Genomic DNA, 25,794 nt, shown 5'->3' on the forward strand with positions numbered 1-25,794 from the left:
GTTATGACCAAACCCCTCCCCGAGGTGACACCCAACACCTGGAGTTTTCTGCGCGACGCGATGATTAAGCCCACCGGGTTTCGCGAGTATGACGCGCGCTGGAAATACCCCGAAGAGATCAACCTGCCCGGCATGACCGCGCTTGGACTGGGTCTGGGCACCCAGATGCGCAGGCGCGGGATTGAGCCCGTGATTGCCGTCGGCAACGACTACCGCGATTATTCGCTGGCCATCAAAAACGCGCTGATCCTTGGTCTGATGCAGGCCGGTATCCGCGTTAAAGATATTGGCCCCGCGCTCAGCCCGATGGCTTATTTCGCGCAGTTTCATCTGGATGTGCCTGCTGTTGCGATGGTCACGGCCAGCCACAACCCCAATGGCTGGACCGGCGTGAAAATGGGCTTTGATCGCCCACTGACCCACGGCCCGGACGAGATGTCGGAGTTGCGTGACATCGTGCTGAACGGTGAAGGCCAACAGCACGACGGCGGATCATACGAGTTCGTTGAGGGTGTGAAGGAAGCTTACATCGATGACCTCGTCGGTGATTTCAAAATGTCCCGCCCGTTGAAAGTGGTCTGCGCCACTGGCAACGGCACCGCTTCGGCCTTCGCGCCCGAGATTTTCGAACGGATCGGGGTCGAGGTCGTGCCCAGCCACAACCGGCTGGATTATACTTTCCCAAACTACAATCCGAACCCCGAAGCGATGGAGATGTTGCATGACATGTCCGACACGGTGAAATCCAGCGGCGCTGATCTGGCGCTTGGGTTTGACGGGGACGGCGACCGTTGCGGCGTGGTCGATGACGAAGGCGAAGAGATTTTCGCCGACAAGGTGGGCGTGATCATGGCCCGCGATCTGGCCAAGCTGTATCCCGGATCGACCTTTGTCGCGGATGTGAAATCCACCGGCTTGTTTGCCAGTGATCCCGAATTGCAGGCTTTGGACGTCAAGGCGGATTACTGGAAGACTGGCCATAGCCACATGAAACGGCGCGTTAAGGAAATTGGCGCTTTGGCCGGGTTCGAAAAGTCAGGCCACTACTTCCTGGCCGAGCCTGTGGGTCGTGGATATGACTGTGGAATGCGCGTGGCTGTTGAGATCTGCAAACTGATGGACCGCAACCCGGATCAAAGCATGTCGGACCTGCGCAAGGCGCTGCCCAAGACCTGGTCGACCCCAACCATGTCACCTTACGCCGCAGATACCGAGAAGTACGATATCCTTCAGCGCTTGGTCGACAAGCTGGTCGCCAAAGGCGATGCGGGCGAAACCTTTGCTGGGCGCGCAATCAAAGAGGTTGTCACCGTCAACGGCGCACGTGTCATTCTGGACAACGGCAGTTGGGGGCTGGTTCGGGCCTCGTCCAACACCCCTAATCTGGTGGTTGTGTGCGAGAGCAGCGAAAGCGAGGCTGAGATGCGCGCGATCTTTGCCGACATCGATGCTGTGATCCGCACTGAGCCTGGTGTTGGCGACTACGACCAGACCATCTGACCGTAAAGGCTTGGGGCGTGTCCTCGCCCCAAGCGCCGCGCTCAGTTGCCGCCGAACAGCTTGAGCAAACCTTTCTTTGCCTCGTCTTCCAGCTTTTTCTTCAACGCATCTTCGATCTGGTCGCTGTCGGTGATGGTCGTATCCAACTCGTTCCCGACTTTCTCAAAAACCTTCTGCTTGGCGTCGTCTTCCAGCTCCTTGACCTTCACGTCAGCTGCCGCCTCGATGACTTTGGTCAGATCCGGCTTGATCGACGGATTGCTCCACGGGCCGACGATGCGCACCGGAACCGATATGCCCTTACCGGAGTTGGCTCGCAGCGCTACGGGTGTGAACAAATAGTCGATATCGCGCGCGCCTAGTCCCACGGTTCCCGTGCCATCCGCGCGGAAGTTTTCCAGCGACATGAGCAGATCATTGTTGGTCAGCACGCCCTGATCCATGGTGAAGCTGCCGGTCAGGCTGTTGAATACGGTCGTTCCACCCGATCCGGTCCCACGTCCCATCAGACGGTCCAGATCGAAACCGGAAATCACTCCTGACCCGACATCCAGATTTCCCTTGCCGCTGAGCGAACGCATGATCTGATCCTCAGACTGGCCAACGCCCAGAAACTCCAGACTGCCCGCAGCCATGCCCGACAAGCGTTCAACACCGGCCAGTGTGGTCAACGCCTGTTTCAGATCGATACCGCTGGCCGAGATTTTGCCGCCAACAGACAGGCCATTGCGATTATTGGCGACCACCTGCCCGTTCAACTGACCTGCAAACAGTGTGGCCGGATGCATTTCCAGCACCGCCCGAGAGCGATCCAGAGACAGGGTCAGATCACTTTTGCCAAATTCCATTCCCGGCACAGCAATCGAGTTAGCCGTCAGGCGGATCTTACCATTCGCCAGCGCCAGAGCAGAGGCGTCAATTGGGTCTTGCGACCACCCGTCCACTGCAGAGGTACTTGGCTGAGAGGCACCGCTCGGTGCTGGTGCCGTTTCAGAGATCCGCGAAAGATCCAGATCACCCGCATCCAACCTGGCTAGGATCTGTGGTGGGTCCGAAATGGTAATATCTGCCTCACCCAGAAATCGGTTGTCATCCAGTTGAGCGGTCATATCCCGCAACGAAATACGCCCGTCCTGCGTATAGGTCATATGGGCGGCGATGTTGGCCTTTTTACCCAAACCCGGCGGGATATGCACACCGGCCTGACCAAAAGCTGCAAACATCTTTTCGCTGTCCCGAGCCTCGACCCTTGTTGTACCGTCCATTTCACCGGCCAGATTGACACGTCCATCGAAACCGATCTCACCCCCTGGCGCAGCCAAAGACAGTTCCAGCGCCGTGACGTCGCCATTGGAAAAGGCAGGCAGGTCCGGGATTTTCAAGTCAACTTCAACGGCTCCGCCAGGCACAGCCATTGTGGCTTGCATGATCATGGGAGATGTGACCTCGGGCCAGCTTGCGGCCAGTGTCACACCAGAAAAATCCATCTGTGTGATACCATTCTCGACGAAAATCAGCTGCGCGTTTGTCAGCTCTAGTTGGTCCAGGGTGACCTCACCCGTTGTTTCCGCAGGCACAGCTGCCCCAGAGGTTTCGGCAGGTGGGGTCGAAGTCGGGGCGCCAAATTGCCAGTTCGTTCGCCCCTGTGATTGCTCCAGCCGCAATATCGGGTTTTCAGCAAACACGCGTTTGATACGCAGATCCCCATTCCACAGCGCAGCAGCGTCCACACCGACGGCAAGACTGTCTGCACTCAGCATTGGCTCGGACCCTGCCCAGCTTGCATTGCCAAAACGTACCGGGCCGGTTTCCATTCCCAGCACGGGCCAGAAGGACAAGCGTACGTCCCCGCTCAATGTCAAATCACGCCCGGTTTGCGCCTTCACCTGCTCGGCCAGAATCGCGCCCAGCTTGTCCCCGGGCATCAGCAAAAGCGCGCCAATGACGAGCCCGGCAACAGCCACAACTACAAATAGAATGCGCATCAGCCACTTCATGATCTGCTCTCCACCTCTTGGCTTATCTTTGCCGTGATCATTCAAATCACACGTCACATTTGCAAGGGGAAGCGTTCCCCACTATATGCCGCGCCATGACAACGAACCCGCCAAACCTCCGCCCCGACCTGGCGCCCTCCGCCCGGATCACCGAGACGCCCCGTTCCGACCAGCCGACCATTGGCATGGTGTCGCTGGGTTGCCCCAAGGCGTTGGTGGACAGCGAACGCATCCTGACCCGGCTTCGCGCTGAAGGATACGGCATTTCGCCCGATTATGCCGGGGCCGATGCCGTCATTGTGAACACCTGCGGATTTCTGGACAGCGCCAAGGCGGAATCGCTGGACGCAATCGGAGAGGCACTGGTTGAAAACGGCAAGGTCATTGTAACCGGCTGTCTGGGGGCGGAACCGGATTACATCCGGGAACATCACCCCCGCATCATGGCCGTCACCGGACCGCATCAGTATGAACAGGTTTTGGATGCGGTACACGTCGCCGTGCCGCCCTCACCCGATCCGTTTGTCGATCTGCTGCCTGCCAGCAGCGTGCAATTGACCCCGCGCCATTACAGCTATCTGAAGATCTCGGAAGGCTGCAATCACAAGTGCAAGTTCTGCATCATCCCAGATATGCGCGGGAAACTGGCCAGCCGCCCGGCCCATGCGGTTCTGCGTGAGGCTGAAAAGCTGGTCGATAACGGCGTGCGCGAGCTGCTGGTGATCTCGCAGGACACGTCGGCCTATGGGCTGGACCGGAAATATGATGTGAACCCGTGGAAAGACCGCGACGTGCGCAGCCATATCACCGATCTGGCGCGGGAGCTGGGACAGTTGGAGGCGTGGGTGCGCCTGCATTATGTTTACCCCTACCCGCATGTACGCGAGTTGATCCCACTGATGGCGGATGCAGGCTGCAATGTGCTGCCCTATCTGGATATTCCTTTCCAGCACGCGCACCCCGACGTTTTGAAACGTATGGCCCGCCCGGCCGCCGCAGCCAAAACACTGGACGAAATCCGGGCCTGGCGTGACATCTGCCCAGACATCACCCTGCGATCGACCTTTATTGTCGGTTATCCCGGAGAGACTGAGGCAGAATTCCAAACTTTGCTGGACTGGATGGACGAAGCGCAGCTAGATCGCGTCGGCTGCTTTCAGTACGAAAACGTGGATGGCGCGCGGTCGAACGACCTGCCCGATCACGTCCCGGCCGAGGTCAAGCAAGAGCGCTGGGATCGCTTCATGGAAAAGGCCCAAGCGATTTCCGCAGCCAAACTGGAGGCAAAAGTCGGCCAAACCTTGCAGGTCATCGTGGATGAGGTCGATGACGAAGCCGCCACCTGCCGCACCAAAGCGGACGCGCCCGAGATTGACGGCAACCTGTTCATTGATGAAGGGTTCGAAGCACTTAATCCTGGCGACATCGTAACGGTTGAGGTGGACCAGGCCGGAGAATACGATCTTTGGGGCAAGCTCGCTTAGAACTGTTTCGCCTGCCCGTTTCACCACAGATGGGCAAAGCGTGAAGCGAGTTTATTGGTCCAACGCACCTAAAGACGCGATCTTAGACAGAAATCCATAAACGGAGGGTTTCATGTCTGGATACGACAAACTCGGCCTGAACGGCGTGGTTTTCCTGTTGGCCATGTTTTGCCTTGTAACACCTTCTTCCGCACAAATGGCGTCGGGCGGTCCAAACGGCTTGATCGTGGTTAGCGATAAGCAGCTCAGCTTTCACAAGACCGGCCACCTCAAGATAAAGCGCTATTATCTTGCGCCAAAATCCAAAGCACATGTCAAACAGCCGAAGGTGCACCACAAAAAGCACCACAAAACATATCGCTTTCACAGCCCGAAACGGCGGGTGATCGGGCATGTGCCCTACGGGCAGATCAAACGGCACAAGTTCAGTTCTTTCAGGTTCAAACACAAATACGGTTTCAGGAAATACTGAACCGCTGAATGGTGAGCACTTAGTACCAGCAAAAAAGCCGCCTCAAAGACGGCTGTCCATCGAGTAGTGGTGCAGGCGGCCCGGTCGTGGACCGCCTGCAAAAAGCTTACTGAGTAACCGGGTTACAGACAGTCTGGCCTGCTTCGGTTGTCGCCAGCTCATAGCCGCCCGGACAGCTGGGTGTGCCGGCTTTGTCATAGCTGGGCTGTACATAAACAGGTGTCGGTTCTTCCTGCTGCGCGCAAGCAGTCAGAATCAGGGCAAATGCGCCAACGGCAGCGAGTTTCAGTTTCATGTCCGTCAATCCTCTATTACTTTTCTGATATTGCCCAACTTTTCGGGGCCACATCCAGAATACGGGCTGAGCTTCGATCTGGCAACTGAATCGATCACGTCTTTGTGAGTCAAAGCGATTCCATGCCGGTTTTAGCTTTGGACAAGTGCATTTACCGCTTCGAAGCTACCTTTTTGGCCGCACTGCTCTACACTGTTGTCACGACATCAGCCAAAGACGGAGAAGCCACATGTCAGACGCGCCAAATATTGCCCAGAAATCACCGATTCCGGTCGAGGTTGTCGAAGGGAAGACCTATTTTTGGTGCTCATGTGGAAAATCTGCGCGACAGCCGTTTTGCGACGGGTCCCACAAAGACAGCGCATTTGAACCAATAAAATATACGGCGGATGCCAGTAAAAAGGTCTTTTTCTGCGCGTGCAAACATAGCACAAAGCAACCTCTATGCGATGGCAGCCACAGTAAATTGTGATCAGGTCTTCAGACCATTCAGGGTCTCGGCATTTGCGCAAAAATCCGGGGCCTTTTCGACCAATGCCTGTTGATCAGCCAGCCACAAAGCGCATTTGCCGTCACAACTTGAAGCCCGACACCGTGTGACCAATTCTGCATAGCCCTCTGGTGTCAAACGACCGTCCGCCATCACCTCGGTCAATGAAATTCCCATACATCGCGAGACAGACCGCGTTAGCCAGAAATGCTTTTCAATTTCGCCCAGCGGGACCTGTGCCATCACACGTTCTCCAGCTGTTGCGCCTTAAGTGCCGCGAATCGCTCTCGGTTGGGACAGCTGCTTGGAGCTTCATCGATCTGCCCCCTCTGCTCCAGCCATTCCGGGCAGTCATGAGCCCAGGCGCAACCCCGGCATTGTTGTACGATCTCGGCCCATTCTTCGTGATTCAAATGACCCTTGCGATATGCCCCGGCCAGATCAGTGCCGGTGGCTTGCCCCATTCGCAGCACGAGCCGCAAATGGGTCATGATGTTGCCTAGACGTGGCATGACAAACCTTTAGATTAAGGCATTAATTTATGGAGTAATTCCTGGTTCCGGCAATATTCAGGCGTCCGCTGTGCGGTTGCCGCCTGGCTCAACATAGCCTGACAATGTTGTGGGTTCGGGCAGTCTGTGCACCGTAAAACTGCCTCGGAAATCTGATCCACTGAAACCGAACCGCCAATGGCCGCTTCTTCAAGATCAATGTCCAGCATGCTGGCCATATCGTCCACCAAACCGGCGTGCAGTCGCAAGGTCTCTCGGGTGGGCATGGTGTTTTCCTTTCCCTTTCGCGCTTTGGCAAAAGGGTAGCGAATTTGCACCTTCAAACATTGACACAGGTCAAGATTGGACGCCGATGTGATCCAGATAGGCGCGGGTCGCATCCTGAACCCTGCGAAACCGGTCGCCGCCCAGTTTCTTGCCGCCATACCAACGGGTGACAATGATCACATGGTTCTGCAATTCCGCCCGTTCGATCATGCGCAGGATCACCATACCCGCCCCGCTTTCCCCATCATCCGCCTTAAGCGCGCCGGTCGGCAGAGTCGCGGCCCACGTGTTGTGGGTCGCCTTGGCATAGGTTTTGTCCGATTTCAGATCATTCAGAACACTGTCGATATCGGCCCGCGAAGCAACTGTCGCCCCGGACACCGCGTATTTCGAGCCGCGATCTGTCAGGATCACCCCAAGACGCACAAGGTCGCTCACTGTGTCAGGCCCAACTGTGCTGCAGTTTCAAGCACGATCTGAACGCGCTGCTCATTGGGCGGGTGGGTTCCCAGAAATTTGTCGCCGGGATCCGGGATCCGGTCAAAAAACTTCGCCCCAACCAACGGGTTGTATCCTGCATTGTAGGTGATGATCGTACCCAACTGGTCTGCCTCCAGCTCGAAATCCTTCAGGTAAGCTTGAACGCCAACCTTGGCCCCCAGCTTTTGCGCCTCTTCTATGGCGGCTGCATCACCGCCGCGCAACTGTTCTCGCCTGCCGAATTCTGCGGCGCTGGCGCTGGCGTTTTCACTTTGCCGGGCAATGTGCCCCAACACATGGTGGGCCGCTTCATGACCCATGACAAAAGCAAGCTCATCCGCGTTTTGCGCGGACCGGATCATAGACCGCGTGAAAACAATCACTGGTTGCCCGTTTTCGTCCAGAGTCTGATACGCGTTTGCCGGTGCCCGCGGGTTTAGATCAACCAGGATCCTAAACTCGCAATTCTGGCGCCTGGGTTGTTTCAGACATTGTTTTCGTGCTTCCGCACCAACAGCCTGGCTAACCTGCTGAAAGGTCTGCGCCGTCGGTTCGGCACCCGACGCATCACCCAGCCAGTCCTCGGGCGTTTGTACACTGAAGACACCTTGTGCACAGGCCGACAACAGCAGTAACAGCGGTAAAACAAAGCATCTGCGCATGATACATCCTTTGGGCCAATCGGGCCGCCATTTCAACATAGTACGCCCCGTCAGCTGATGCCACTGCGCCGCTGGCAAGGAACGGCTTGCATTGCGCCTCGGCGACTTGCACTGTGGACACATGTTTTCGATTGAGCATGAATTCAACTCGACGGTCATTACACTTGTGGACGAAGGTGAAAAACCTTTGCAGGAAGATGTCGTGATCAACAATTTCGCCGAATGCGTCACGCTAGAGCAGCTGGATCCACGCACTGAACAGGTTCAGAAGATCACGCTGTCGCCGGAACAGGTACGCGATCTGGCTGCCGCGCTGGACCTGCCCGAAGGCGTTTATCAGATACGGGAAACCGGACCTCAGGGGTCATAGAGAAACACCTTGTTTCGCCCGGTCTGCCCCTGTTTCAGCGTCAGCGTCGAAGGGGCAACTCCAAGACACTTGGCGAGCAAACTCAGAACTGCCTGATTGGCCTTACCGTTCTGGGGCGGGGCCGTGACAAACATTTTAATCTGATCTTTTTCACAGATCACTCGATCCCGCGCTGCCTTGGGCGTCACCCTGACGCTGAATACCCTCCCGGGCGTTGCCAGCGCGCTGAGATCGGGCAGATCACGCAGTTTGGATTTCGCCATTGTCACCCCTTTTCCTTCAAAACCTTGCATGACAGGCGTCGGAATGAAAATGATCCACGCAATGTATCGGCACACCCTTGAATTGGGCGGGTTGCCGACCAAGATACAGAGTCGTGATGTAAAGGAAGTTAACATATGTCCCTGAAAAGCCCCGCCGCTCTGGAGTTTTTACTGTCGCGCCGGTCCCGCCCCGCCAAGACATTGATTGCTCCGGCCCCAACACGGGACGAATTGCTGCCCTTGCTCACCGCTGCTGCACGCAGCCCCGATCATGGTAAGTTAGAGCCTTGGCGCTTCATCGTTTTGGAAAAGGGTGCCATGCCGCGTTTGGCAGATTTGACCGAAGCATGTGGTCAAAAGCTGGGGAAAAGCCCCGAGGACATCGCCAAAGCGCGCAGCCAGTTCGACATGGGGCACTTGGCGGTTGCGGTGATCGAAGTGCAAAAACCGTCCGAAAAGATCCCCGCAATTGAGCAAACCTATTCTGCCGGAGCTGTCTGTCTGGCCCTGCTGAATGCTGCGCTGGCGGCAGGATGGGGCGCAAACTGGCTATCGGGCTGGCAAACCCATGACCGCGACTTCTGCACCCAGGCGCTTGGACTGGCAGACAACGAAAGCGTGGCCGGGTTGATCCATATTGCGACCGAAGGATCGGCCCCGCCCGAGCGCCCCCGACCTGATGTGGCGGCCTTGACGGAATGGGTCAGCGAATGACAATCCTGAACGCCTTTTTCAACGCACTTGGCCAGATCGGAGACCCAAAATTCCGGGGGGTCTTGTTAAGGGGTGTCGGATTGACGATCCTGCTCCTGATCGCTGCCAGTGCCGGGGCGATCTGGTTGATCAACTGGTTGTCAGGCAGTGAGATTTCCCTGCCCTTCATCGGTGCTGTCCCCTGGCTGAATGACGTTCTGAACTATTCCGGAATCGTGCTGGTCCTGATATTGCCGGTTTTCCTGATGGTGCCTGTGGCCTCGGCCATCACGTCGATCTTTCTGGATGAAGTGGCCCAGGCAGTTGAGGACAAGCATTTTCCAACCTTGCCACCCGCGCGGCGCATCCCAATGTCCGAAGCACTTTTGGACGGTCTCAGCTTTCTTGGCGTGCTGATTGTCGCCAACCTGCTGGCGTTCATTCTCTATGCGATTTTCACCCCGCTGGCGCCCTTTATCTTCTGGGCGATGAACGGCTTCCTGCTGGGGCGGGAATATTTTACGTTAGCAGCCATGCGTCGGGTCGGGCGTGAAGGCGCGCGAAAGTTGCGCGCCAAGCATTCAACAACGATCTGGGTGGCGGGTACTTTAATGGCGGTTCCGCTTTCGGTACCGCTGGTCAATCTGGTGATCCCAATTATCGGGGCAGCCACGTTCACCCACATCTATCACGCAGTGTCAGGCCCACGGGCCTGACATTGGGTCAGCGGGGCTCTAGCTGGTTCAACCAGTCGAAATCCCGGACCGAGATCAATCCCGACAAAATAATACCTGCAATGATGGCCCATAAAACCAGGGAAATACCGGTCGTGATCCACATCTTTTTCTTCATGTGATGCACTTCCGGGGCACCAGCATGAGTGCCCGGAACGATATCGCCCAGATCGCCTTGTGTTTTAATGCGAACGGGCAGCACGATCAGCAGCGTCAGGAACCAGATGACGGCGAACAGTACAAGTGCGGCAGTGATGGTCATTTCATTCCCTCCGGCGCTGGGGGGTTATACTTGCTCAAGCTCGACAAGGCAGCCGTTGAAATCCTTCGGATGCAGGAACAAAACCGGCTTGCCATGCGCACCGATCTTGGGCTCGCCCGAGCCAAGAACGCGGGCACCGGTTTCCTTCAGATGATCCCGGGCGGCGATAATGTCCTCAACCTCATAGCACACGTGATGAATGCCGCCCGACGGGTTCTTTTCCAGGAAGCCGTTGATCGGGCTGTCTTCACCTAACGGATATAGAAGCTCGATTTTGGTATTGGGCAGTTCAATGAACACAACCGTGACGCCGTGATCCGGTTCGTCCTGCGGCGCGCCGACCTTGGCGCCCAGCGCATTGCGATATTGCGCCGAAGCTGCTTCAAGATCCGGCACGGCAATGGCGACGTGGTTCAGACGTCCAATCATATCTCACTCCTGATGTCCTGCGTTGCATGGGTTATGGGGGCTGTTAGGCCAAAGGACAAGTGCGCCAAATCGCGCGTTAACGTCGTGTTAGCCAGAAGTTCCTAGCGTGAAGCATCTGCTGGATAGGAGAGCTGCCATGGACGATTCGGGCCTACTTGCCACCACCACCGTCACGCCCACCGCAACGCGGCCCTTGCTGGGTCAGACCATTCTGGTTGTTGAAGACAGCCGATACGCGTGCGACGCAATCCGACTTATGTGTCTACACAGCGGCGCACGTATTCGCCGCGCGGATTGTCTGAAATCGGCCCGACGACACCTTCAGATCTATCGTCCCTCGGTCATATTGATCGATATGGGTCTGCCGGATGGGTCCGGGGCCGATCTGATCGCCGAACTGTCCGAGGCAACGCCCCGTATCAGCGTCATCATGGGCCTGTCAGGCGATGATGCCAACGAAAGTCAGGCACTGGCTGCCGGAGCGGATGGATTTTTGGCCAAGCCGCTAAAATCAATGTCCTACTTTCAGAAATCCATTCTGGAGCGGTTGCCCGAGGATCGGCGTCCAAGCGGGTTACATGCAATCCGGGACGAGGTCATCAAACCGGACCCGTTGGCCTATCAGGATGACATGGCCCATATCGCTGATTTCCTGACCGGACCCAACGATCAACACACTCTGGATTATGCCGCCCAGTTCCTTCAAGGCGTCGCACGAGAGGCAGGTGATAAACCGCTGGCCGAAGCTGCGCGCAAACTGGCTCTGTCACGTGCAAGCGGGGCACCGCTCACGGCACAGGCGGCGCAAGTCGCTGGGATGGTGCAGAACCGATTGGAACAGCGGGAAGCGATTTGAAATGATTACGGCTTATTTCATTACCGCAACACTTCTGTGTGTCTGGGCTTATCGTCAGACGCGCCAGACGGCACGCAGTATTCGGGGCAATCGGGATCATCTGGAAAACCCGCTGGACTGATACGCGGAACGTTTCCTGCCGCCAAATGAAAATCGCCCGCTTACTGCGGGCGATTGTTCTTAGTCCTGAGGGATGATGCGCAGACCAAGTTCCATCAACTGATCCGAAGTTGGATCAGAGGGCGCATCCATCATAAGGTCTTCGGCACGCTGGTTCATCGGGAACATCATGACTTCGCGGATATTTGCCTCATCCGCCAGCAGCATAACGATCCGGTCGATACCTGCAGCACAGCCACCGTGCGGCGGTGCGCCGTAGTGGAAAGCGTTGAACAGAGCGCCGAAGCGGGACTTGACCTCATCCTCGCCGTACCCCGCCAGTTCAAAGGCTTTCAGCATGATTTCAGGCTTGTGGTTCCGGATCGCGCCCGAGACCAGCTCATACCCGTTACAGGCCAAGTCGTACTGGTATCCGCGCACGTCCAGAGGATCACCATTCAGCGCATCCATGCCACCCTGCGGCATCGAGAACGGGTTATGTTCAAAATCGATCGCGCCAGTTTCTTCGTCTTGCTCATAAATCGGGAAATCCACGATCCAGGCAAAAGCAAAGCGGTCTTTTTCGGTCAGGTTCAGTTCTTCACCGATCACATCGCGCGCCTTGCCAGCAACCTTCTCAAAAGCTTTCGGCTTGCCGCCCAGGAAAAACGCCGCATCGCCGACGCCAAGACCCAGTTGCTGACGGATCGCTTCTGTGCGCTCGGGGCCGATGTTCTTGGCCAGCGGGCCAGCGGCTTCCATGCCTTCACCCTGATCGCGCCAGAAGATATACCCCATTCCCGGCAGACCCTCTTTCTGGGCAAACGCGTTCATGCGGTCGCAGAATTTGCGGCTGCCACCCGTGGGCGCGGGGATCGCGCGGATTTCAGTGCCGTCCTGCTCCAACAGCTTTGCGAAGATCGCAAAGCCCGACCCGCGGAAGTGGTCCGAGACCACTTGCATTTTGATAGGGTTCCGCAAGTCGGGTTTGTCGGTGCCGTACCACAACGCCGAGTCCTTGTAGGAAATCTGCGGCCACTCCTGATCGACCTTGCGACCACCGCCGAATTCTTCGAACACGCCGGTCAGAACGGGTTGAATCGTGTCGAACACGTCCTGCTGCTCGACAAAGGACATCTCAAGGTCAAGCTGGTAGAAATCGGTGGGCGAGCGGTCTGCGCGCGGGTCTTCGTCACGGAAGCAAGGCGCGATCTGGAAATACTTGTCGAAACCCGACACCATGATCAGCTGCTTGAACTGCTGCGGGGCCTGCGGCAGGGCGTAGAATTTACCGGGATGCAGACGCGACGGTACCAGAAAGTCACGCGCGCCTTCGGGCGAGGATGCTGTGATGATCGGCGTCTGATACTCGCGGAAGCCCTGATCCCACATACGTTTACGCATGGATGCCACAACGTCCGAGCGCAGGGTCATGTTACGCTGCATCGCTTCGCGGCGCAGGTCCAGATAGCGATAGCGCAGGCGCGTCTCCTCGGGGTATTCCTGATCGCCGAACACCATCAGCGGCAGTTCGTCGGCCGCACCCAACACTTCCAGCTCACGCACGTAGACCTCAATCTCGCCGGTCGGCAGCTTCGGGTTCACCAAGTCGGCATCGCGTGCTTTGACGGTACCGTCGATGCGGATGCACCATTCGGACCGCACTTTCTCCAGCTCGGCAAAGGCTGCGCTGTCGCCGTCGCACAGAACCTGAGTTACGCCGAAATGGTCGCGCAGGTCGATGAACAACACGCCACCGTGATCTCGAACCCGATGCACCCAGCCGGACAGGCGGACAGTTTCACCGACATTGGCGGCGGTCAGAGCGGCGCAGGTGTGGCTGCGATAGGCGTGCATGGATCATATCCCTTCGGGCGCAGAATTCGTCGCGCCGATACACCCTGTCAGGCCCGGAAAGTCAAGGCGCGTCGCCCCGTCAAAACGGCCTTTGCACGTTGCCCGAGTAGAAATAGACACCCAGTCCCACTGCAAAGATGATATTGCCCGCGATTGCGTGCAACAGCACTGCATAAAAGAACGACCCGCGCCGCCGGTACGCCCACGTGAACAGCAGCCCGCCCGCAAAGGTCATCACGGCGACGATCCAGCTCCAGTACATCAGATGCGCGAACGAGAATATGGCCGCGTTCAGCAAATAGGCCGCGCGTCCGTCTGGCAGGATCGCGTGATAGCGGCGGAAGAACAAAGGACGGAACAGCAGCTCTTGCGGCAGGGCTGACAAAAGCGGATAGCCAATCCAGATAAAGACCAGCATCTCGGGTCGGTGAATAGCCAGGAAAAACGCTGCATCCGGGCGTGTGATCTGGATCAGGCCGGTACAGAAGACGGCCATAATAACCGTGAACAACAGTACTTCTCGAAAGGACCAGTTGGCCCACTCATACCGCAGTTCGGACCATTGAAAGCCCAGTGTCTGATGCAGCAATACGATGCCCAGCCCGGTCAGCGCGAACAGCGCCGGAAACATCCAGTTCGGTGGAAAGAGTACGGCAATCAGCAGTGGCAGTCCGATATAGAACAGCCCAAACTCCAGCCGCAGCCGCAACAGCGCCACAGGCGGGCCGATCAAAGTGCTGTCTTTGGTCACGTATCTATCAGCTCCACCCGGATCAACCCGCGCAATGAATTGCCCATATACACAGTCCGCGCGTTCTGTAGATCGGTCAAGGTCAGCACGGCCTCGGTCACTGTTTCTTTATCCAGCAGCTCTTCACGCAAAATACCCGGCAACAACCCGCAGGACAGCGCAGGTGTCAGAAACCGACCATCGGTCATTTCAGCAAACAGGTTGGTGATGGTGCCTTCGCATAGCTCGCCAAGTTCGTTTTGGAACAACAGCTCGTCTGTATTTTCCGGCAGCGAGGCACGTGCCTTGTCATACAGCGCGCGGTGGGTGGTCTTGTGCCGCAACCACAGGTCATTCGATGCCAGACGTTCTTTGGACACGGCCACGCGCCAAATCGGCGGGTTTTCAGCCAAGTCACCAGTCGTCAGCTCAAATGCGCCGCTCGCACCCAGCGTCAGTCGACAGCGTAGTGGTGCATCCCCCTCGGCAGCGGCCAAAGTCTCGCTTGCGGCATCCAAGTTGAACGGAAGATCGAAAACTCGGGCCGTGCGGGCCATACGCGCCAAATGGCGGTCCTGCCGCACAAAACCCTGATCCGGCCAGAAAGCCAGTGTTTCGATTACGCGGAAATCAGGCTCATTTGACGGGCAAAGCGGGCTTTCCATAGCGCCTCCTCGTATTCTGAAGGGGCGGTGCTGTCCCAAACGAGACCACCACCCACATTCAGCGTGGCGTGATCATCCTCTCGCATCAGGGTACGAATGGCCACATTGAACTCGGACCGGCCATCCGGCGCGGCCCAGCCGATAGTCCCACAATAGATGTCACGCGGCCAGGGTTCCAGGTCGGCCAGAATTTCCATCGCGCAAATCTTGGGTGCGCCTGTGATCGAACCGCACGGAAACAGCGCTGTCAGAATCTCACCCAGCCCTACATATTTGTGCAACTGAGCACGCACCAGCGAAACCATCTGGTGCACAGTGGCGTAGGTCTCGACCTTGAACAGCTCGGGCACATGAACTGATCCGGGCAATGCTACACGGCTGATATCGTTGCGCAGCAAATCTACGATCATCAGGTTCTCGGCGCGATTCTTTTCGTCCGTGGTCAGAAAGGCCCGGCGCTGCGCGTCTTCTTCCGGGTCATCGCTGCGCGGTTGGGTGCCCTTCATTGGGCGGGTTTCGATCCTGCCCGCCTCATCTGTGCGAAAGAACAGTTCGGGCGACCGGCTGAGCAAATCGGGCAATCCGTCCTGCTGCACTAACGCTCCGTGGCCAACCGGTTGCCCTGCAGCAAGCGCTGCATACAGCGTTTCACTGTCGCCCGAGACTGTCAGATCGATCGGAAAGGTCAAGTTGGCTTGGTAAATGTCGCCAGCACCGATAGCATCGTGTACGGCCTGAAACGCCTGCGTATAACGCGCCTCGTCCCAACGGGGCTCAAAAGTGCTGACCTCTCCTGCTGCTGCTGGCAGGGCAACACGATCCGGCGCGTCGTATACTCCAAAGCACAACAAGGGCAGACGGCGATCCTTGGGCAACAGGTTCAGCAACCGGGGTTCCAGCGCATAACCAAGCTCGTAACTCGCATACCCCGCCACCCAGGAACCACCTGCGCGCACCTCATCCAGCGCCGCCAAAGCCTGGGGCACTTCTTCCGCAACATCCGCGCGGATGATTTGAGACGGACGCTCGAACCGGGTTCCACGCCCGGCCGGTCCTTGATCGAAACGAATACGCAATTGCATCCTCATTTGCCGTGTGGGGCGATATAGGGAATACTCTGCCAAGGGAAAGGGGGGAAAGCGGCAATTTCGCTTCTGTTTCCGATACCCCTTGAACCTTTTTGCGCGGTCCCTATAACGCACGACAATTTGGGCGCTTGGGCGGTGCCCGCGACTCATGCAAAATCGAAGGGGCCAGACCATGCCGAAGAGAACCGACATTCAGTCGATCATGATCATCGGGGCGGGTCCCATTGTTATCGGACAGGCTTGCGAATTCGACTATTCCGGTGCTCAAGCCTGTAAGGCGCTGCGCGAGGAAGGCTACCGGGTCATTCTGGTGAACTCGAACCCCGCCACGATCATGACGGATCCCGGGCTGGCGGATGCCACCTACATCGAGCCGATCACACCCGAAGTAGTCGCCAAGATCATCGAAAAAGAACGCCCCGACGCCCTTCTACCCACAATGGGCGGGCAGACCGGTTTGAACACATCGCTCGCACTGGAAGAGATGGGTGTGCTGGACAAGTTTGGTGTCGAGATGATCGGCGCCAAGCGCGACGCCATCGAAATGGCCGAAGACCGCGCCCTGTTCCGTGAGGCGATGGACCGGCTGGGACTGGAAAACCCCAAGGCGACCATCGTAACCGCGCCCAAGCGCGAAGACGGTTCCACTGATCTGGATGCCGGCGTGCAGATGGCGCTGGACGAGCTGGAAGAGATTGGCCTGCCTGCCATCATCCGCCCCGCCTTTACCTTGGGTGGCACAGGCGGTGGCGTGGCGTATAACCGCGAAGATTACATCCACTTTTGTCGTTCGGGCATGGATGCCTCGCCCGTCAACCAGATCCTTGTCGATGAAAGCCTGCTGGGCTGGAAAGAGTATGAGATGGAGGTGGTCCGCGACACCGCAGACAACGCCATCATCGTTTGTTCCATCGAAAACGTCGATCCGATGGGCGTGCACACCGGTGACTCGATCACCGTGGCCCCTGCCCTGACGCTGACCGACAAAGAATACCAGATCATGCGCAACGGCTCGATCGCCGTTCTGCGCGAGATTGGGGTCGAGACCGGTGGCTCGAACGTGCAGTGGGCGATCAACCCCGATGACGGCCGTATGGTCGTGATCGAGATGAACCCGCGCGTGTCACGGTCTTCGGCATTGGCTTCCAAAGCAACCGGTTTCCCGATTGCGAAGATCGCCGCAAAGCTGGCCGTGGGCTACACGCTGGACGAGTTGGACAACGACATCACCAAAGTCACTCCCGCCTCGTTTGAACCGACCATCGACTATGTCGTCACCAAGATCCCGAAATTCGCGTTCGAGAAATTCCCCGGCTCTGAGCCCTACCTGACCACCGCGATGAAATCGGTGGGTGAGGCAATGTCCATCGGTCGCACCATCCACGAATCGATGCAAAAGGCGTTGGCTTCGATGGAGTCGGGCCTGACCGGCTTTGATGAGATCGAAATCCCCGGCCTGAACGTGGGCGTGTGGGAGGAAGCCGACGACAAGGCTGCCGTGATCAAGGCGATCAGCCAGCAAACGCCTGACCGCCTGCGCACCATCGCGCAGGCGATGCGTCATGGTTTGACTGACGACGAGATTTTCGGCGTTACCAAGTTCGATCCGTGGTTCTTGGCCCGTATCCGCGAGATCATCGAGGCCGAGCGTCAGGTGCGCAAAGACGGTCTGCCGATGACCGAAGACGGTATCCGCAAGCTGAAAATGCTGGGCTTCACCGATGCTCGTTTGGGCAACCTGACCGGCCGTGAAGAAGACAACGTCCGCCGCGCCCGCCGCAATCTCGGCGTTTCAGCCGTGTTCAAACGCATCGACACTTGCGCCGCCGAATTCGAGGCGCAGACGCCCTATATGTACTCGACCTATGAGGCCCCGATGATGGGTGAAGTTGAGTGCGAAGCCCGCCCGTCAGACCGCAAAAAGGTCGTCATTCTCGGCGGTGGCCCCAACCGGATCGGTCAGGGTATCGAGTTCGATTACTGCTGCTGCCACGCCTGTTTCGCGCTGACCGAAGCTGGGTATGAGACCATCATGGTCAACTGCAACCCCGAGACGGTCTCGACCGACTATGACACCTCGGATCGTCTGTATTTCGAGCCTCTGACGTTTGAGCACGTCATGGAAATCCTGACGAAAGAGCAGGAAAACGGCACGCTGCACGGCGTCATCGTTCAGTTCGGCGGCCAAACACCGCTGAAACTTGCCAACGCGCTTGAGGCCGAAGGCATTCCGATCCTCGGAACCACCCCGGACGCCATCGACCTGGCCGAAGACCGCGAACGGTTCCAGGCGTTGGTCAACGATCTGGGCCTGAAGCAGCCCAAGAACGGCATCGCGTCTACCGACGAACAGGCGCTTGAGATCGCCGAAGAAATCGGCTTCCCTCTGGTTATTCGCCCCTCTTACGTGCTGGGCGGCCGCGCAATGGAAATCGTGCGCGATATGGATCAGTTGCGGCGCTATATCAACGAGGCCGTTGTGGTTTCGGGCGACAGCCCCGTTCTGCTCGACAGCTATCTGGCCGGTGCCGTGGAACTGGACGTCGACGCGCTGTGCGATGGTACTGACGTCCACGTCGCGGGCATCATGCAGCATATCGAAGAGGCTGGCGTTCACTCGGGCGACTCGGCCTGCTCGCTGCCGCCCTATTCGCTGTCCGCAGAGATCATTGACCAGATCAAGGATCAGGCGTTCAAGCTGGCCAAAGCGTTGAACGTTGTTGGCCTGATGAACGTGCAGTTCGCGATCAAGGACGATGAGATCTATCTGATCGAAGTGAACCCCCGCGCCTCACGCACCGTGCCATTCGTGGCCAAGGCGACCGACAGCGCGATTGCCTCGATCGCAGCGCGGGTGATGGCGGGCGAGAAACTGTCGAACTTCCCGATGCGCCCTGCCTACAAGGAAGGTCAAGACACCAAGATCGCGGACCAGATGACTCTGGCCGACCCGGATATGCCGTGGTTCTCGGTGAAAGAGGCTGTAATGCCCTTCGCTCGTTTCCCTGGCGTTGACACCATTTTGGGCCCGGAAATGCGTTCGACCGGTGAAGTCATGGGCTGGGACCGCGACTTCCCGCGCGCCTTCCTGAAGGCGCAGATGGGCGCGGGGATGGTACTGCCGTCCTCGGGGCGGGCGTTCATTTCCATCAAGGATGCCGACAAAGGGAACGCCATGCTGGAAGCGGCGCAGGTTCTGGTGGATCAGGGCTTTACGCTTGTGGCGACCCGCGGCACACAAAGCTGGCTGGACGAACAAGGCGTTGCCTGTGAGGTTGTGAACAAGGTCTACGAAGGCCGCCCGGATGTGGTGGACATGCTGAAAGACGGTCAGGTGCAGTTGGTGATGAACACTACCGAAGGCGCGCAGGCGGTCGAAGACAGCAAGGCCATCCGCTCAATCGCGCTGTATGACAAAATCCCCTACTTCACCACCGCCGCCGGAGCCAACGCCGCCGCGCTGGCGATCAAGGCGCAGGCCGAAGGGGATGTAGAGGTGAAGTCGCTGCAGGGGTGATCCACGTCGCCTGAGCTACAATCGGCTCATTCAAGAACATAAAGATACGCGCCCGTTGACCTGAAATCAGCGGTCGCGCTTTTTTTGCAGAACTCAGGAGTACGAATAATGCGCACAATTCTGGTTCTCGCTGCACTCACAATTCTGGCCGCCTGTGATGTGCCGTTTGTTCCATTAATTTGATGCAACCGGGCCTGGGAGTTCAGCCGGACCCGGTTGCACCTTGACTTCAAGCTGCTTGCGCCTCGCGTCTTTCATCCCGCTTGAAAAACAGCAGGTAGAAGACGGGTGCTGCGACCATTGTTAGAATGGTGGCGAATGCCAGACCACCCATGATCGTCACGGCCATCGAAACGAAGAACGCGTCGGTCAGCAATGGTGCCATACCCAGAATGGTCGTGATTGCCGCCAGCATCACTGGACGCAAACGAGAGACCGAAGCTTCGACAATAAACTCACGCAGAGGTTTGCCAGTGGCGCGGACAAGGTCGATCTCTTCGACCAGAACGATGCCGTTTTTGATCAACATACCTGACAGGCTGAGCAGACCCAGCAGCGCGGTGAACGTAAACGGCAGCCCTGTTCCCAGCAGGCCGATGACCACGCCGTTCACTGACATCGGCACCAGCAGCCAGATGATGATCGGCTGACGGATTGCATTGAACAGCAGGACCGAGATCAGCACCATAATCAGCAGGCTCAGCGGCAGTTGCTTGCCCAAGCTTTCCTGCGCATCGCGCGAGTCTTCGAACTCTCCACCCCATTCCATCTTATAGCCCGGGGGCAGTTCGATGGCTTCGATGGCGTCGCGGACTTCGGCATGGACCTGTGCCGCCGTCAGATCGGGCGGAATGTCTGCTCCGACGGTGATCGTCAGAACACGGTCGCGGCGGTGAACAAGTGTGTTGAGCGACTTGTACTCGAACCCATCAACCATCTGTTCGATTGGGACAAACCGCTCGGTCTGATCCGAATAAACCACCTGATCGACAATCGAATAATCGCCATCGGCCGGGCGGCGCAGAATGATCGGGATCTGACGATCACGTTCGCGCAGCACGCCACCGGTGATGCCGTCGGTCGAGAATTGCAGTGTCGCGGCGATGTCTTCGCGCGTGACGCCGGCAGTTTGCGCACGTTCGGTGGCATAGATCGGTTGTACTGCCAGCTCCTGTTCACGCCAGTCGTGATGGACAAGCAGCGCGTTCGGCGATGCTGCAGCCATACGCTGCACCGCCTCGTCCGCAAGCTGACGCAACACAACCGGATCACTCCCCGAGAACCGAGCCTGGATCGGATCACCGCCGCCAGGACCAAAGATCAGACGTTTGGTTCCAAACTCACCTTCGGGAAACTGAACAGATCCGAACGCCTCAAGATCCGCCTGCAAAGCCGGTATGTCTTCAAGGCTTTCGGTGCGGATAATCATGTGTCCGTAGCTTGGGTTCGGCTTTTCTGCCGAATAGGTCAGCATGAATCGCGTTGCACCCTGCCCCACGAAAGTTGTGACCGAAACCACATCCTCACGTTCGGCCAGCCAGTCCTCGAACACCGCCATGTCCTGCGCCGTACGTGCAATCGGCGTGCCTTGCGGCAGTTTGTAATGCACAAAGAACAAAGGCGTGTTCGAATTGGGGAAGAACTGCTGCTTCATAAGTCCAAACCCGGCGTAGCACGCAACAGTCACGGCAATGAGGCCCGCAACGACCAGCCACCGGAACCGCAGTGCAAAATGCAAGATCGCGCCATAGATGCGGAACAGTATGCCTCCGTAAGCGTCGATCTCACCTTCTTTGCCTTGCTTGAAGAAGTAGTGGCCCAACAACGGCGTGACGGTGATGGCCAACACCCAGCTAAGCAGCAAAGAAATACCGATCACCGCAAACAGAGAGAACAGGAACTCACCTGTTGCATCAGGGCTGAGACCGATGCCTGCAAACGCCATGATACCGATTACGGTGGCCCCCAGCAGCGGGATTTGAGTTTTCGAAGCCACATCTTCGGCGGCATCGCGCGAGGACTTGCCGCGCAACATCGCGATCTGCATCCCCTCGGCTACCACGATAGCGTTGTCCACCAACATCCCCATGGCAATAATCAGGGCCCCAAGCGAAATTCGCTCCATCTCGATCGAGAATAACGACATGAACAGGAGCGTACCAACCACGGTAAGCAGCAGGGTCGAGCCGACAACGATGGCGGCTCGCCACCCCATGAAGATACCCAAAACAGCAACCACAATGGCCACGGACATGGCAAGATTTACAAGAAAGTCGTTCGAAGCCTTCTCGACCACTACATGCTGCTGATAGATCGGCAAGATATCGACGCCAAAGGGAATGGCCGTGTTCAGGTCTTCGAATTTGGCATCAACCCGTTTGCCCACTTCAACGATATTTTCCGTGGACAGCCCGGCGATACCGAGTGTGAAGGCTTCGGTCCCATTATAGCGTATCATGATGTCGGGGTCGTTCTGGCGGGCACGATAGACGTTGGACATGTCGAACAGGTTGATCACCTGCCCCTGCGAGCCAACCGAAAGACCTGCGATGGCTGATACGCTGTCCGAGCCTTCTGCGGTCAGTATGGTTGTCCTGTCGCTGTCCGAACGCAATGAACCCGAAGAATTCACCGAATCCGCATTGGCGATGGCTTCGTTGATCGCCTGAAGCGGAACGTTCTGGTTGACCGAGATCGCCAAATCCGGTTCGACAAAGATGGCCTCGTTCGGCAGACCCTGCACCTCAACGTCCGCCACACCGTTTACGGCCAACAACTCGCGCCGAAGGAATGTTGCCAGCTCATGTTTCTCAGCGTCGGAAAACCCTTCGGCAGTGACGGCGTAGAACAGGCCAAACACGTCGCCGAAACCATCATTTACGTAAGGTTGGCCAACACCGGAAGGCAGCCCACGCGCGGCATCGCGCACCTTGGCCCTGAGCCGGGTCCAGATGTCGGGCAATTCGCTTCCATCGTAAGTTGATTTGATCTCAACCTCGATCAGAGACTGTCCAGGCTGGTTGACCGAGGTGATAACGTCAACTTCACCCATCTGCTGAATGGCAGACTCAAGCGGCTCGGACACCTCAAGCGCCACCTGTTCCGCCGTAGCGCCAGGGTATTGTGTTACGATAACCGCGTTTTTGATTGTGAAGGCCGGGTCTTCCAACCGGCCCAAGGACAGGAAACCCCAGATGCCGCCAAACAGGGCAATGAGGATGATCAGCCAAGTATACAGAGGCCGATCAATTGAGCCACGAGCGATGTTCATCCGTCAGCCCCTTAATTCGCAAAACCTGTAAACCGGCGCACCGCTTGGCCGTCGGTCAACACGGCACCTCCGGCGACGACAACTTCGTCACCATCAGAAAGTCCAGTTAGAACCCGTATATCGCCGGTTTGCGTGGGTTCGATGGTCACAGGTACACGGCGAACGGAGCCTTCATCAGCGCCGGTCGGCGAGAACACCATGACGCTCAGCTCACCGGTGGCATCAACGACAATAGCCGTTGCCGGCACGACAATACCTTTACGTTCGTCCTTTACATGTACGTTTACGGTGACCGACGAGCCAGGGAGGATCTGCAGGCCCTCGGGTGGGGTCAGGCCGAACTGGATGCGGAAGGTCTGTCCGACGCTGGAGGTTTCCGCGTCGAATTCGCGAATCTCCAGCGGGAAGACCTCTTCACTAACCGGGAATTTTGCTGTGATCGCGATGTCTTCATTCTGGTTCGAGCGTTGGAACAAGATTTCAGGAACGTCTACCTCGATACGCAATTCGGACATGTCGTGAATGCGAACGATGGGAGAGCCCGACGAGACGGTGGTGAAGGCCTCGACCGCACGGCTGGAGACCAGCGCGTCAAAAGGTGCGGTCAGTGTCGCATGTTCCAGATCATATTCCGCATCGCGCAGGGCAATCGCAGCCAATTGCGCCTCGGTCTCAGCATCATCGACGGCCACCTGGCTAGCGGCTGTACCCCGCAGACGTGAGAGGCGCGCAACGGTGCGATCTGCCTGTTCCTTTTGTAACCGCGCCCGATTCAGACGCAGTTCAAACGGTTCCTGATCCAAACGTGCGATCAGGCCGTCTTTCGGGATCACGAACCCTTCGTTGACAGGCATCTCGACGATCTGGCCTGCAACCTGAAAGGCCAGATCGACGGTTTGACGTGCGGCGACGCGACCAAAGAACTGGCGGGTAAAGCCCGGCGCCGTTTCGTGCACCTGCATAAGCTTTACTGGTTTCGGAGTGTCTTGCGCGGCAATGGGGCTTGCCAGAACGGCCAGAGCAAGGCCGATAGAGGTCAGGAGTTTCATTTCTTCAATCCCTCGGGAATTCCCGTTTTCAAAACGTTGTCACGGATCTTGCGCGCCAGGCGCGCGAATTCGGCAGTTTCTTCTTTGTTCAGACCAGAGGCTCTGTGGAAAAGTCCTCCGGCCTCATTGACCAGCATGTTGCGCGCCTCTTCACCTTTTTCGGTCAGCACCAAAAGCCAGGCCCGGCGGTCTTCGGGGTCGCGTTCGCGGGTCAGATAGCCAGCCTTTTCCAAAGCGTCGGCTGTGGCAGTGATCGTGGACGGGACGCTCAGCATATCGGCGGCCAGCACCCCCATGCGTTTCGGCTGATCCAGTTTGATCAACATGTGGCATTCTGGATGGCTCAGATCTGTTTCGATACAGTCAAAGGTTTCTTCAAGCTTCCAGTATAGGGCATACACCCCCATGATCGCCTGAATCTCGGGGCTGAGGCGATTTAGCCGGACGCTGGTGTCATCTTGCATAAGTAGTCTCCGCGCGAGTTTGGGGGCCATATACTTCGAATTCTGAACTATTCAAGATATGAAGTTAGACTTGTGAACACATTCCCTTAAGTCAACATACCTTGATCAAATCACACCATGACTGCATTTTGGGCAGATCCGAAACATTCAGGGCTCGCCATGTATACCCCCGCCATCACCGGTACCGGTGTCTTTACGCCTCAGAACGTCATCACCAATGCCGAACTGGTCCAAGCGTTCAACGCCTATGCCGACAAACAAAACGAAAAGAACGCCGAGGCCATCGCGGCCGGTCAGATCGAGCCGATGCAGCATTCCTCGGAAGAGTTCATCGTCAAGGCATCGGGGATCGAGAATCGTTTTGTGATGGACAAGGCTGGTGTGCTGGACCCCGACGTCATGCATCCAGCCCTGCGCCAACGTAGCGATGAAGAACCCGGGATTATGACCGAGATGGCGGTTGATGCCTGCAAGAAAGCGCTGGCACAAGCCGGGCGTACGGCCGCGGATGTCGACCTGGTGATTTGCGCCGCCTCAAACCACGAGCGTGCCTATCCAGCGATAGCAATCGAAATACAGCAGGAACTGGGCATCGATGGTTTCGGCTTTGACATGAATGTCGCCTGTTCTTCGGCAACGTTCGGCATACAGGCAGCGGCGGACATGGTGCGGTCCGGATCGGTGCGCGCGGCGCTGGTGGTCAATCCCGAAATCTGTTCGGGCCATCTGGAGTGGCGGGACAGAGACTGTCACTTCATCTTTGGCGACGTCGCGACGGCGACCCTGATCGAACGGATTGATGAGGCCAAAGGCCCGCATTTCGAAATCCTGTCAACGCGCTGCGCGACTGCGTTTTCGAACAATATCCGCAACAACAACGGATTCCTGCGCCGCTCGCGTCCGGATGGGATGATTGATCGACGCGACATGCAATTCATGCAAAACGGTCGAAAAGTGTTCAAGGAAGTGCTGCCGATGGTCAGCAAACACATCAGTGATCACATGGAAGCAGAAGGGGTCGGGAACACCGACCTGAAACGCCTTTGGTTGCATCAGGCGAACAAAACCATGAACGATTTCATCGGTAAAAAGGTTCTGGGCCGTACGCCAGAGGCGGATGAACAACCCAACATCCTTCAGGATTATGCCAACACCTCATCTGCAGGGTCGATCATCGCATTTTCGAAGTATTCGGATGACCTGCAAGAGGGCGATCTGGGTTTGATCTGTTCTTTCGGGGCCGGGTATTCGGTGGGCTCGGTGATCGTGAAGCGCCACGCCTGAACAA

At 57.4% G+C, this 25,794-nt stretch carries 27 protein-coding genes; 10 read left to right on the forward strand and 17 right to left on the reverse strand.

Features of this window, described 5'->3' with window-relative positions; translation table 11 throughout:
- Positions 1 to 3 precede the first annotated feature (3 nt).
- Complete coding sequence (locus tag ACXADZ_RS13885; protein WP_475197179.1) at positions 4 to 1,500, forward strand: phosphomannomutase/phosphoglucomutase; 1,497 nt, start codon at positions 4 to 6, stop codon at positions 1,498 to 1,500.
- Between the two features lie 41 nt (positions 1,501 to 1,541).
- On the opposite strand, the gene ACXADZ_RS13890 is transcribed toward ACXADZ_RS13885, so the two are convergent.
- Complete coding sequence (locus ACXADZ_RS13890) at positions 1,542 to 3,497, reverse strand: AsmA family protein (RefSeq protein WP_475197182.1); 1,956 nt, start codon at positions 3,495 to 3,497, stop codon at positions 1,542 to 1,544.
- 95 nt (positions 3,498 to 3,592) lie between these two features.
- Between ACXADZ_RS13890 and rimO the strand changes: the two genes are divergently transcribed.
- Both rimO and ACXADZ_RS13900 read left to right on the forward strand, forming a co-directional pair.
- Entirely contained in the window at positions 3,593 to 4,981 is a 1,389-nt protein-coding gene (rimO, locus tag ACXADZ_RS13895) for a 30S ribosomal protein S12 methylthiotransferase RimO (RefSeq protein ID WP_475197184.1), read from the forward strand.
- 112 nt (positions 4,982 to 5,093) lie between these two features.
- On the forward strand, positions 5,094 to 5,453 hold the full coding sequence (locus tag ACXADZ_RS13900) for a hypothetical protein (protein ID WP_475197186.1): 360 nt from the start codon (positions 5,094 to 5,096) through the stop codon (positions 5,451 to 5,453).
- A gap of 106 nt (positions 5,454 to 5,559) precedes the next feature.
- Here the strand turns inward: ACXADZ_RS13900 and ACXADZ_RS13905 are convergent, their stop codons facing one another.
- Positions 5,560 to 5,748 (reverse strand): hypothetical protein, encoded by a 189-nt coding sequence (locus tag ACXADZ_RS13905; RefSeq protein WP_170346096.1) that lies wholly within the window; start codon positions 5,746 to 5,748, stop codon positions 5,560 to 5,562.
- A 229-nt stretch (positions 5,749 to 5,977) separates the two neighbouring features.
- Here ACXADZ_RS13905 and ACXADZ_RS13910 point away from each other — a divergent pair, with 229 nt between their 5' ends.
- Positions 5,978 to 6,220 carry a CDGSH iron-sulfur domain-containing protein gene (locus tag ACXADZ_RS13910; RefSeq protein ID WP_475197190.1) on the forward strand — a complete coding sequence of 81 codons (243 nt, stop codon included), beginning with the start codon at positions 5,978 to 5,980 and terminating at the stop codon, positions 6,218 to 6,220.
- On the opposite strand, the gene ACXADZ_RS13915 is transcribed toward ACXADZ_RS13910, so the two are convergent.
- From ACXADZ_RS13915 to ACXADZ_RS13935, 5 genes are all read right to left on the reverse strand, one after another.
- On the reverse strand, positions 6,221 to 6,481 hold the full coding sequence (locus ACXADZ_RS13915) for a DUF6455 family protein (RefSeq protein ID WP_475197195.1): 261 nt from the start codon (positions 6,479 to 6,481) through the stop codon (positions 6,221 to 6,223).
- A complete protein-coding gene (locus tag ACXADZ_RS13920; protein WP_171091614.1) occupies positions 6,481 to 6,750 on the reverse strand; it encodes a DUF6455 family protein in 270 nt (89 codons plus the stop codon). Before ACXADZ_RS13920 ends, ACXADZ_RS13915 begins: the two co-directional genes overlap by 1 nt.
- A gap of 14 nt (positions 6,751 to 6,764) precedes the next feature.
- The gene (locus ACXADZ_RS13925) at positions 6,765 to 7,016 is read right to left on the reverse strand and encodes a DUF6455 family protein (RefSeq protein WP_475197198.1); all 252 of its coding nucleotides are present in this window, start codon (positions 7,014 to 7,016) and stop codon (positions 6,765 to 6,767) included.
- A gap of 70 nt (positions 7,017 to 7,086) precedes the next feature.
- Positions 7,087 to 7,455 carry a YigZ family protein gene (locus tag ACXADZ_RS13930; RefSeq protein ID WP_171091616.1) on the reverse strand — a complete coding sequence of 123 codons (369 nt, stop codon included), beginning with the start codon at positions 7,453 to 7,455 and terminating at the stop codon, positions 7,087 to 7,089.
- Positions 7,452 to 8,159 carry a M48 family metallopeptidase gene (locus tag ACXADZ_RS13935; RefSeq protein WP_475197204.1) on the reverse strand — a complete coding sequence of 236 codons (708 nt, stop codon included), beginning with the start codon at positions 8,157 to 8,159 and terminating at the stop codon, positions 7,452 to 7,454. Before ACXADZ_RS13935 ends, ACXADZ_RS13930 begins: the two co-directional genes overlap by 4 nt.
- Before the next feature lie 121 nt (positions 8,160 to 8,280).
- Here ACXADZ_RS13935 and ACXADZ_RS13940 point away from each other — a divergent pair, with 121 nt between their 5' ends.
- A complete protein-coding gene (locus ACXADZ_RS13940; RefSeq protein WP_475197207.1) occupies positions 8,281 to 8,529 on the forward strand; it encodes a hypothetical protein in 249 nt (82 codons plus the stop codon).
- Here the strand turns inward: ACXADZ_RS13940 and ACXADZ_RS13945 are convergent.
- Positions 8,517 to 8,792 (reverse strand): DUF167 domain-containing protein, encoded by a 276-nt coding sequence (locus tag ACXADZ_RS13945; RefSeq protein WP_475197209.1) that lies wholly within the window; start codon positions 8,790 to 8,792, stop codon positions 8,517 to 8,519. The two genes, ACXADZ_RS13940 and ACXADZ_RS13945, sit on opposite strands and share 13 nt — an antisense overlap.
- A 135-nt stretch (positions 8,793 to 8,927) precedes the next feature.
- On the opposite strand from ACXADZ_RS13945, the gene ACXADZ_RS13950 reads away from it, so the two are divergent.
- Together ACXADZ_RS13950 and ACXADZ_RS13955 are read left to right on the forward strand one after the other, a co-directional pair.
- Entirely contained in the window at positions 8,928 to 9,506 is a 579-nt protein-coding gene (locus ACXADZ_RS13950; protein ID WP_171091622.1) for a nitroreductase family protein, read from the forward strand.
- Positions 9,503 to 10,201: an EI24 domain-containing protein gene (locus ACXADZ_RS13955; protein WP_475197211.1), complete on the forward strand. Its 699-nt coding sequence runs from the start codon at positions 9,503 to 9,505 to the stop codon at positions 10,199 to 10,201. The genes ACXADZ_RS13950 and ACXADZ_RS13955 overlap by 4 nt, the downstream gene beginning before the upstream one ends.
- Positions 10,202 to 10,208: 7 nt before the next feature.
- Here the strand turns inward: ACXADZ_RS13955 and ACXADZ_RS13960 are convergent, their stop codons facing one another.
- Both ACXADZ_RS13960 and mce read right to left on the reverse strand, forming a co-directional pair.
- Positions 10,209 to 10,481 (reverse strand): DUF1467 family protein, encoded by a 273-nt coding sequence (locus ACXADZ_RS13960; protein WP_475197213.1) that lies wholly within the window; start codon positions 10,479 to 10,481, stop codon positions 10,209 to 10,211.
- A 24-nt stretch (positions 10,482 to 10,505) separates the two neighbouring features.
- A complete protein-coding gene (gene mce / locus ACXADZ_RS13965) occupies positions 10,506 to 10,910 on the reverse strand; it encodes a methylmalonyl-CoA epimerase (protein ID WP_171091628.1) in 405 nt (134 codons plus the stop codon).
- A 136-nt stretch (positions 10,911 to 11,046) separates the two neighbouring features.
- Between mce and ACXADZ_RS13970 the strand changes: the two genes are divergently transcribed.
- Positions 11,047 to 11,766 (forward strand): response regulator, encoded by a 720-nt coding sequence (locus tag ACXADZ_RS13970; protein WP_171091630.1) that lies wholly within the window; start codon positions 11,047 to 11,049, stop codon positions 11,764 to 11,766.
- Between the two features lie 180 nt (positions 11,767 to 11,946).
- On the opposite strand, the gene aspS is transcribed toward ACXADZ_RS13970, so the two are convergent.
- The 4 genes from aspS to ACXADZ_RS13990 all read right to left on the reverse strand — a co-directional run bounded on the left by aspS (position 11,947) and on the right by ACXADZ_RS13990 (position 16,199).
- On the reverse strand, positions 11,947 to 13,722 hold the full coding sequence (gene aspS / locus ACXADZ_RS13975) for an aspartate--tRNA ligase (RefSeq protein WP_475197220.1): 1,776 nt from the start codon (positions 13,720 to 13,722) through the stop codon (positions 11,947 to 11,949).
- Positions 13,723 to 13,801: 79 nt separating this feature from the next.
- Positions 13,802 to 14,473, reverse strand: a complete 672-nt coding sequence (locus tag ACXADZ_RS13980) for a CPBP family intramembrane glutamic endopeptidase (protein WP_475197221.1) — start codon at positions 14,471 to 14,473, stop codon at positions 13,802 to 13,804.
- The gene (locus tag ACXADZ_RS13985; protein WP_475197223.1) at positions 14,470 to 15,117 is read right to left on the reverse strand and encodes an aminotransferase class IV family protein; all 648 of its coding nucleotides are present in this window, start codon (positions 15,115 to 15,117) and stop codon (positions 14,470 to 14,472) included. The genes ACXADZ_RS13980 and ACXADZ_RS13985 overlap by 4 nt, the downstream gene beginning before the upstream one ends.
- Entirely contained in the window at positions 15,072 to 16,199 is a 1,128-nt protein-coding gene (locus tag ACXADZ_RS13990; RefSeq protein WP_475197224.1) for an aminodeoxychorismate synthase component I, read from the reverse strand. Before ACXADZ_RS13990 ends, ACXADZ_RS13985 begins: the two co-directional genes overlap by 46 nt.
- Before the next feature lie 178 nt (positions 16,200 to 16,377).
- Here ACXADZ_RS13990 and carB point away from each other — a divergent pair, with 178 nt between their 5' ends.
- A complete protein-coding gene (carB, locus tag ACXADZ_RS13995) occupies positions 16,378 to 19,722 on the forward strand; it encodes a carbamoyl-phosphate synthase large subunit (protein ID WP_475197225.1) in 3,345 nt (1,114 codons plus the stop codon).
- Between the two features lie 229 nt (positions 19,723 to 19,951).
- Here the strand turns inward: carB and ACXADZ_RS14000 are convergent, their stop codons facing one another.
- From ACXADZ_RS14000 to ACXADZ_RS14010, 3 genes are read right to left on the reverse strand one after another with little or no spacing between them, the layout of a single operon-like run.
- Positions 19,952 to 22,993 (reverse strand): efflux RND transporter permease subunit, encoded by a 3,042-nt coding sequence (locus tag ACXADZ_RS14000; protein WP_475197227.1) that lies wholly within the window; start codon positions 22,991 to 22,993, stop codon positions 19,952 to 19,954.
- 11 nt (positions 22,994 to 23,004) lie between these two features.
- Positions 23,005 to 24,042, reverse strand: a complete 1,038-nt coding sequence (locus ACXADZ_RS14005; protein ID WP_171091644.1) for an efflux RND transporter periplasmic adaptor subunit — start codon at positions 24,040 to 24,042, stop codon at positions 23,005 to 23,007.
- Complete coding sequence (locus ACXADZ_RS14010) at positions 24,039 to 24,506, reverse strand: MarR family winged helix-turn-helix transcriptional regulator (RefSeq protein WP_171091646.1); 468 nt, start codon at positions 24,504 to 24,506, stop codon at positions 24,039 to 24,041. The genes ACXADZ_RS14005 and ACXADZ_RS14010 overlap by 4 nt, the downstream gene beginning before the upstream one ends.
- A 159-nt stretch (positions 24,507 to 24,665) precedes the next feature.
- Here ACXADZ_RS14010 and ACXADZ_RS14015 point away from each other — a divergent pair, with 159 nt between their 5' ends.
- The gene (locus ACXADZ_RS14015) at positions 24,666 to 25,790 is read left to right on the forward strand and encodes a beta-ketoacyl-ACP synthase III (RefSeq protein ID WP_171669491.1); all 1,125 of its coding nucleotides are present in this window, start codon (positions 24,666 to 24,668) and stop codon (positions 25,788 to 25,790) included.
- The last annotated feature ends 4 nt before the right edge of the window (positions 25,791 to 25,794 follow it).

Source organism: Ruegeria sp. ABM4_193 (genome assembly GCF_056158705.1).

Bases quoted from the DNA above. Each gene is read 5' to 3' on its own strand.
- ACXADZ_RS13955 (WP_475197211.1), top strand. From the start codon at position 9,503: ATGACAATCCTGAACGCCTTTTTCAACGCACTTGGCCAGATCGGAGAC.
- ACXADZ_RS13905 (WP_170346096.1), bottom strand. From the start codon at position 5,748: ATGAAACTGAAACTCGCTGCCGTTGGCGCATTTGCCCTGATTCTGACT.
- mce (WP_171091628.1), bottom strand. From the start codon at position 10,910: ATGATTGGACGTCTGAACCACGTCGCCATTGCCGTGCCGGATCTTGAA.
- ACXADZ_RS14015 (WP_171669491.1), top strand. From the start codon at position 24,666: ATGTATACCCCCGCCATCACCGGTACCGGTGTCTTTACGCCTCAGAAC.
- ACXADZ_RS13940 (WP_475197207.1), top strand. From the start codon at position 8,281: ATGTTTTCGATTGAGCATGAATTCAACTCGACGGTCATTACACTTGTG.
- ACXADZ_RS13960 (WP_475197213.1), bottom strand. From the start codon at position 10,481: ATGACCATCACTGCCGCACTTGTACTGTTCGCCGTCATCTGGTTCCTG.
- ACXADZ_RS13970 (WP_171091630.1), top strand. From the start codon at position 11,047: ATGGACGATTCGGGCCTACTTGCCACCACCACCGTCACGCCCACCGCA.
- ACXADZ_RS13945 (WP_475197209.1), bottom strand. From the start codon at position 8,792: ATGGCGAAATCCAAACTGCGTGATCTGCCCGATCTCAGCGCGCTGGCA.
- ACXADZ_RS13925 (WP_475197198.1), bottom strand. From the start codon at position 7,016: ATGCCCACCCGAGAGACCTTGCGACTGCACGCCGGTTTGGTGGACGAT.
- ACXADZ_RS13920 (WP_171091614.1), bottom strand. From the start codon at position 6,750: ATGCCACGTCTAGGCAACATCATGACCCATTTGCGGCTCGTGCTGCGA.
- ACXADZ_RS13990 (WP_475197224.1), bottom strand. From the start codon at position 16,199: ATGCAATTGCGTATTCGTTTCGATCAAGGACCGGCCGGGCGTGGAACC.
- ACXADZ_RS13910 (WP_475197190.1), top strand. From the start codon at position 5,978: ATGTCAGACGCGCCAAATATTGCCCAGAAATCACCGATTCCGGTCGAG.
- ACXADZ_RS13885 (WP_475197179.1), top strand. From the start codon at position 4: ATGACCAAACCCCTCCCCGAGGTGACACCCAACACCTGGAGTTTTCTG.
- ACXADZ_RS13900 (WP_475197186.1), top strand. From the start codon at position 5,094: ATGTCTGGATACGACAAACTCGGCCTGAACGGCGTGGTTTTCCTGTTG.
- ACXADZ_RS14000 (WP_475197227.1), bottom strand. From the start codon at position 22,993: ATGAACATCGCTCGTGGCTCAATTGATCGGCCTCTGTATACTTGGCTG.
- carB (WP_475197225.1), top strand. From the start codon at position 16,378: ATGCCGAAGAGAACCGACATTCAGTCGATCATGATCATCGGGGCGGGT.
- ACXADZ_RS13935 (WP_475197204.1), bottom strand. From the start codon at position 8,159: ATGCGCAGATGCTTTGTTTTACCGCTGTTACTGCTGTTGTCGGCCTGT.
- ACXADZ_RS13950 (WP_171091622.1), top strand. From the start codon at position 8,928: ATGTCCCTGAAAAGCCCCGCCGCTCTGGAGTTTTTACTGTCGCGCCGG.
- ACXADZ_RS14005 (WP_171091644.1), bottom strand. From the start codon at position 24,042: ATGAAACTCCTGACCTCTATCGGCCTTGCTCTGGCCGTTCTGGCAAGC.
- ACXADZ_RS13890 (WP_475197182.1), bottom strand. From the start codon at position 3,497: ATGAAGTGGCTGATGCGCATTCTATTTGTAGTTGTGGCTGTTGCCGGG.
- rimO (WP_475197184.1), top strand. From the start codon at position 3,593: ATGACAACGAACCCGCCAAACCTCCGCCCCGACCTGGCGCCCTCCGCC.
- aspS (WP_475197220.1), bottom strand. From the start codon at position 13,722: ATGCACGCCTATCGCAGCCACACCTGCGCCGCTCTGACCGCCGCCAAT.
- ACXADZ_RS13985 (WP_475197223.1), bottom strand. From the start codon at position 15,117: ATGGAAAGCCCGCTTTGCCCGTCAAATGAGCCTGATTTCCGCGTAATC.
- ACXADZ_RS13915 (WP_475197195.1), bottom strand. From the start codon at position 6,481: ATGGCACAGGTCCCGCTGGGCGAAATTGAAAAGCATTTCTGGCTAACG.
- ACXADZ_RS14010 (WP_171091646.1), bottom strand. From the start codon at position 24,506: ATGCAAGATGACACCAGCGTCCGGCTAAATCGCCTCAGCCCCGAGATT.